General features: G+C 56.0%; 5 protein-coding genes. 1 reads left to right on the top strand and 4 read right to left on the bottom strand.

The window, feature by feature from the left end:
* Positions 1–53: 53 nt before the first annotated feature.
* Both VAE55_RS03615 and VAE55_RS03610 read right to left on the bottom strand, forming a co-directional pair.
* Entirely contained in the window at positions 54–872 is an 819-nt protein-coding gene (locus VAE55_RS03615; RefSeq protein WP_322814448.1) for an STAS domain-containing protein, read from the bottom strand.
* A 363-nt stretch (positions 873–1,235) separates the two neighbouring features.
* Entirely contained in the window at positions 1,236–2,126 is an 891-nt protein-coding gene (locus tag VAE55_RS03610; protein WP_322814447.1) for a methionyl-tRNA formyltransferase, read from the bottom strand.
* A gap of 66 nt (positions 2,127–2,192) precedes the next feature.
* Here VAE55_RS03610 and VAE55_RS03605 point away from each other — a divergent pair, with 66 nt between their 5' ends.
* Positions 2,193–2,495: an oxidative damage protection protein gene (locus VAE55_RS03605; RefSeq protein WP_322814446.1), complete on the top strand. Its 303-nt coding sequence runs from the start codon at positions 2,193–2,195 to the stop codon at positions 2,493–2,495.
* A 44-nt stretch (positions 2,496–2,539) separates the two neighbouring features.
* On the opposite strand, the gene VAE55_RS03600 is transcribed toward VAE55_RS03605, so the two are convergent.
* Positions 2,540–3,808, bottom strand: a complete 1,269-nt coding sequence (locus VAE55_RS03600) for an ATP-grasp domain-containing protein (RefSeq protein WP_322814445.1) — start codon at positions 3,806–3,808, stop codon at positions 2,540–2,542.
* A gap of 24 nt (positions 3,809–3,832) precedes the next feature.
* Positions 3,833–5,218, bottom strand: coding sequence for a CUAEP/CCAEP-tail radical SAM (seleno)protein (locus VAE55_RS03595; RefSeq protein ID WP_322814444.1), 1,386 nt, complete (start codon positions 5,216–5,218; stop codon positions 3,833–3,835).
* Between the last annotated feature and the right edge of the window lie 897 nt (positions 5,219–6,115).

Here is a 6,115-nt window from a genome sequence, read left to right as displayed (position 1 = left end):
CGTTGCCAGAACGGCTTGCTCGCGGGTGCAGAAGCCATTGTTACCACATTTAATCAATGGTTGCAACAGAGCATTTTCATATCAATACCCAGCGCCGTAATCGTTTGCGCCATCGCCGGTGAAATACCGGTGATCACTGCCCCACACCCGATCAGCCGGAGTGCCTGCACCGTCTGCATCAGACTCTGAGCAGCCATGGTGTCAAAGGCCGGTACACCCGCCGCATCAATCACGATAAGCTTCACGCGGCGTTCGCTGACCACGCTGAGTAACCGTTTTAACAGCGTATCAGCTCGCTGATGATCGATCTGACCAACAATCGGTGCCAGCAACACCTGATCGGCAATCTCGACCGTTGGTGTTTCCAGCGATTGCACCACGTTCCGTAACATATGTTCCGTGCGCTGTAATTGGGTTGTTTGTTGCTCTAACTCCTGAGCATGTACTTCGACCTGTTGAGCGTGCAGCCTGGCCCGGGCTGCTTCAGCAGTCGCCTGCTGGGCAAGACCTTCCAACCGTTGTAGGAGATAGCGAAACGGGATGAGTGTCAGCATGTTGGTGGACAGATACAGTCCAATCGCACCGGCCCAGTCTTCGATGGTATCTTGAACGGTCAGTGTCTCTGGGGTTACAAAAGACGCATCGCCCGTCACATATATGGCTGCTGTGATCATCATGACGATCAGCGAAAGAATGAGCGCGACGATACTTCCCAACCGATCAAAATAGATCAATGCCAGCACATTAATACCGAGCCAGAGAATGCGTCCACTCCCCACCAGTCCAAACGTTACCAGCAGAAACGTCGCAATCGCTCCCAGTACAATCAGGAGCAGCAGAGCGCGTATCTTTGCCTGTAGGCGTCGTACCAAAGAAATGACGACAATGGACAGATAAGTAAGGAAGTATATTCCAATATACGGTAACGCTCGTTCACCTGCCGCATGTAATCTGCCCACGAACCAACGATGAGCGCAATACTCCCCAGAACGACTAGTGCCCATAACAGGTTATTGAGAATCTGCTCTCGCCATTGCTGAACTTATGAGCATTGTCGGGAGTTTGTACGTTCGTCATGACATATCTCCAGGCATCGTAAACAGGCAAAACTGTAATCTGCAATCAGTTTGCGTGTAGATGCGTACAGGGCGGATCAACAAAAAACATTTGTGCAATTGTAACACCGCTATCAGTGTACTGACAAATATGGTAAAAAAATTGATCTACCGCTCTGTTCAATCTGGCGTGATGCCTATCAGGACGCCGTTGCATAACTGGAGTGCCAGCCGGCCATCTTGTTCAACGACAGGCATTGCTAAATGTTTATGAGGCTGGTATTCAACCGCATCGGCAATCTGTACACGTTGGCCATCAGCCGCAATGAAGGTAAACGGTATGCCCCATTCGGCAATTGCCCGCACAAAGGCGTAGGCCCGTTGAACTGACCATTCCGCAGTCAACACAAAGTCCTGTGTCCGGGGTGAAGGAAAGTAACTGCCACCCGCTGCCTGGGGTGATGGTCGCCAGTCTGCACTGGTGATCTGGCTGAGTGCGGTCGGTAACATTGTGGCGGCACATTGTCCGGCGAGTGTTTCCAGCGAATGTAGACGCTCGCCGGGCGGTAGATCAAACCACTCCTGACAGACAATCGGGCCGTGGTCAAACTCCGCATCCATCAGGTGTAAGGTCATTGCCGTGCGCATCCAGCCCAACCGCAATGCCCAGAAGAGTGGTTCCGGGCCACGGAGTTCTGGTAATGGCGATGGGTGCAGGTTGAGCCAGCCGTAGCGTGGTATCTCAAGCAATACTGCCGGGATGCGCCAGGGCCAGCAGGCAACAATCACGAGGTCTACCTTCTGCCGATGCAACTGCTCACCGATCTCGGCGGTAGCATCTCGCCGAACGGCATAGCGCGGAATCCCGGCTGCATCGGCAATTGTAGCCGCTGTGGCCGGTGCGAGTAGCGTAGAGTTGCGTGCAGGTGCAGCCGCCGGTAACTGGGTCAACGCCGGCATCCCCGCTGGTGCCGGATGAACCAGTCCGATCACGTCAACCGGCAACGTCAGCAGGCCCTGCAAGACCGGTAGTGCCATCGAGCCTGGAATGGCAAAGAGAACAATGCGCATGGTTATGCGTTGCTTTCGGGTATAATACTTATGGGATTACCGTTTGTACACACGAAAGAAAGAGCTATGGCGCGAATGGTGCATTGTGTCAAACTCGGTCGCGAACTTCCCGGTCTGGATCGGCCACCCTTCCCTGGCCCGCTGGGGCAGCGCATCTACGAACAGGTGTCGGCTCAGGCCTGGCGACTGTGGCCACAACAGGCAACGCTGATTATCAATCATTATGGCCTGAGTTTAGGTGATCCGAATGCGCAGCAAATCCTGATGAAAGCCATGGAAGAGTTCTTTTTCGGCGAAAATGCTCCTATGCCTGAAGGGTGGACACCACCAACCGCTGCTCCAGCGAAGGGAGGGCCGCGTCGCAAATAGGGCTGAGGTGGGAGTTATTAGCGTGTGTGCCACTCCCCTCTGCTCTACATACTAACGGTAGATGGCACCAGCTCGATTGCCGGAACGATGGTAAAGCGCAGGCAGGTATGTGCGGTACGCAGTGCTGCCTCGACGGTCGCTGGATCAGAACCATGCGCAAAGATAAAGCCGAGATAGCTGTCACCCTCTGGTAGGGGTGTCAGCGGGTAATTAAGCGGTGCCGTAATTTCGACTGCCTCAATACCGGGAATTGCACATGCCTCAGCCACGCCATCAACGGTGCGCAGGATACCGGCCTGGGGGATCGGTATCATCATCACCCCACCCGCCTGTCCCTCGCGACTGAGGGTGTCCACAGGTAGACCGGAAGCCTGGCGCAAAATCAACTCCTCTAAAGAGACATCAGTACCGAAACGCAATGTTCGCGAGCATAAACCGCCGATACTGCGGTTAGCTAACTCGATCATCCACGGCCCGCGCTCGTTGATCCGCAGCTCGGCATGCAATGGCCCGCGCTCTAACCCCACAGCTCTGGCCGCTGCTGCGGTTACTGCACAAATTGCCGCTTGCGTTGCTTCCGGCAGGCGTGATGGTGTGACGTAGATCGTCTCTTCAAAAAACGGCCCATCGAGCGGGTCAGGCTTGTCGAAAAGCGCCAGTACCTGTACCTGCCCGTGATCGATCAATCCCTCCAGCGCAACCTCAAACCCCGGCACGAAGTCTTCAATCAAAAACTCATGCACCCCTGCCCCTTCAATCCGGTCAAGCAGGGCGGTGAGGCGGCGGATTGCCGCGAGACACTGGGCCGGGTTATCGGCCCGGATAACGCCGCGACTGCCGTTGAGGCGCAGAGGCTTGACAACACAGGGAAATGTGACCGACTGCACCAGCGTCGGTAGATCGTCGGTAGTGGTGCAGAGGCGAAACGCTGGTGACGGTACTCCGACACGGGCGAAGAGCTGACGCATCAGATGCTTGTCGCGTGCGGCAGCCGCGGCTTCTGGCCGATTAAAAGGTAGCCCAATATCGGCACAGGCCAGCGCCGCCAGTTCAACCCCACTGTCGTCAACCGGTAGGATAGCGCTCAACGGTTGGTTGGCGTGCAGATTGCGGATGGCCTGCAATGCTGCTGCCCGATCACTAAAATCAATCAGTAAGCGCCCCGGCAATGGCCGACTCAAGGCGGGTGGGGTGTCTTCAGCAACCGTTATCTGGACACCGATCCGCCTGGCTGCATCCAGAAAGGCCGGCAGCCGGTACGATGATGGTGTGGTGAGCAACAACAGATGTGGACGCATACCGATCTCGGTCATAGCTGTCGTATTCCCGTACACAGGCTACAAATATTTTGCCATCAACTGGCTGTCTGTCGGTTCAGCACAACAGTACCACGGTTCGCTCAGCCTTGGCACCGGTGCAGCGTCTGGCACGGTTGCCGGGCGCGGGCCGGGGCCAATAACCCGATTACACAGGTCGTGCAGTCGCAGATAGAAGCTGCTGCGCGACTCGCCACACTGCTCGCTGCACTGGGCAAGCGCCATCACCTCGCGTTGTAACGTGTCCATCGCTGGGTCGGGATGTCGCCAGGGATATACTAACGCCTCCGGATCGAACGGCTCAATTAGCGCCTGTACGTCGGGTAGCTCAAGCAACCGCGATCCTTCAGGTATGAGCAGCCGTAAGCCGTACTGAACCGGAGCAACACTCTCGATCAGGCCCAGTTCGGCGATACCAAGCAAAAAGTCGCGATACACCTGGCGCGTCGTCCACGGTGTAAAGGCCACGAATGTTGCATTCAGGGCAATATCGTGTTCCCGTAGAAGCTGAACCGCACGCACCACATCGGCACGGCTGTGACGTTTGGCAAAGCGGGTCAGGATGGTGTCATTGAGCGCTTCAACGGCGCTCACAACCATGATACAGCCGGTTGCGCGTAGTTCCGGCAACAGATGAGCGTACCGAATGATGTGCTCGATCTTGATCGTGACATCATAGGTCAGGTCGGGAAACTCGGCGTGCATAGTGCGCACAATCGGTAAGACGTGGCCGGGACCATTCAGAAAATCCGGGTCGCCAAAGGTGATATGGTGCGCTCCGGCAGCGACCTGTGCCCGGATGTCGGCCAGCACGGTTGAGCGTGGTACCACGCGAAAATGCCCGTTGTAAACCGGGACAACCGGGCAGTGACGGCAGAGGTGTTTGCAGCCACGGGTTGTTTCGGTATACCCGGCCAGATAAGTCTTGCCGCCGCTGATCAACGTTGCATAGCGGTCGAGAGGCGGTAAGCCGTTCCGGTCAGGCGGGATGAGATCGAGCCGATTGAGGAGAACAGTGTCGGCAACTGACGGGCGGTTGCCGGCAGCTATTTGCTGCCAGATCGCAGTGAGCTGTTCCTCAACTTCGCCACCCAGGCAACAATCGGCCCCAGCCTGATGCAGGATTGCGGCATTGAGCGGAGCGTACAGTCCGTAGCAGACAATATATGCGTTCGGTGCTGCTGCCCGCAGGTGTGGCAACATATCCAGCGCCAGCCGGGTGGCCGTGTGCATCGGTACCGAGATTCCGATTAGTGCGGCATTGGCAGCCATTTCTGCCATTAACGGTGTGACACTGGTGTCAACACAAACCACATCTGCCCCTGCCCGGCGTAGCCACGCGGCGGGTGATGCCAGGCTGAGCGGTTGGTGGCCAAGTTCATAGGTTGAGATAAGTAAGATGTTCATGATGATATTGTACTCCAAACTGAGCTGTTGACGAACAGCAGGCCATGAGGATGTTACATCGAATCGGGTGTAATACCAGGCACACGAGAACGTATTTCATAAAAGCTGTGCAGTCGTACTTCCAGACGGTCGCACAGGTACATGAACGATTGCCCATCTCCAACGCCAGCATATCCTGCTCTCAGGCTACCGGTATAGCAGCAGGGAGGGCAAACGAGCTTCTTCGGCGCCATCACGCGCTGGATTGGTTGCCTTGCCCGCTCATCATGTACGTGTCGCAACGTTTGGAAATCATCGCTCCAGGCAAACCATTCGCCGTAATACGCTCATTATGCGTGTGTCGCGACGTTTGGAGTGCGGCAGCCATGCTGCCGCGCCAGCCGTACTCGCGATTCGAAGCGTGTCACGCCGTTGACCCTGCTGGTCACGAGGATGCTGTATGTGTTCGCCACAATCATTAAGTCGATCTGTAATGAATCTAGTCAATGTTTTTTGCAATAGATGCTATCCAAATCATCACTCTTCCCGTCCCATGGCAGTGAAACCGGCGATTGACGAGTGCGGGCCACTTGCTCTCTCCACGAGGGGCGGTATCGACGCCGTGGCGCGAATCGTATCCGCGACAATGGTTCACAGTATCCATTAAGATATGATGAACCCGGGTTGCTACCGGTGTTGTGATCAGGCCACAGCAGTTGACTTCCAGGATGAACAGCACGACGTTGTGCGCAACACCGTGCCGCGTACCTGCATTGAACGATGTGTGACGCATCCGGTTCCCATCGACGCGCTATGTCACGACTCACGGTAGCAACCCGGCTTATACCAAATCGTCATGACATTATCGCAACATCGTCCTATCCTGTAGGACGGGATCCGGGCTGATGCGGAGGATAG

This window comes from Chloroflexus sp., assembly GCF_034432675.1.
Lineage (GTDB): Bacteria > Chloroflexota > Chloroflexia > Chloroflexales > Chloroflexaceae > Chloroflexus.
Note: the sequence above shows the minus strand (reverse complement) of the source record. Positions and strands in the feature narration are given on the sequence as shown.

Excerpts from the sequence above, each read along its gene's own strand:
- VAE55_RS03605 (WP_322814446.1), top strand. The coding sequence starts at position 2,193 with ATGGCGCGAATGGTGCATTGTGTCAAACTCGGTCGCGAACTTCCCGGT.
- VAE55_RS03610 (WP_322814447.1), bottom strand. The coding sequence starts at position 2,126 with ATGCGCATTGTTCTCTTTGCCATTCCAGGCTCGATGGCACTACCGGTC.
- VAE55_RS03595 (WP_322814444.1), bottom strand. The coding sequence starts at position 5,218 with ATGAACATCTTACTTATCTCAACCTATGAACTTGGCCACCAACCGCTC.
- VAE55_RS03600 (WP_322814445.1), bottom strand. The coding sequence starts at position 3,808 with ATGACCGAGATCGGTATGCGTCCACATCTGTTGTTGCTCACCACACCA.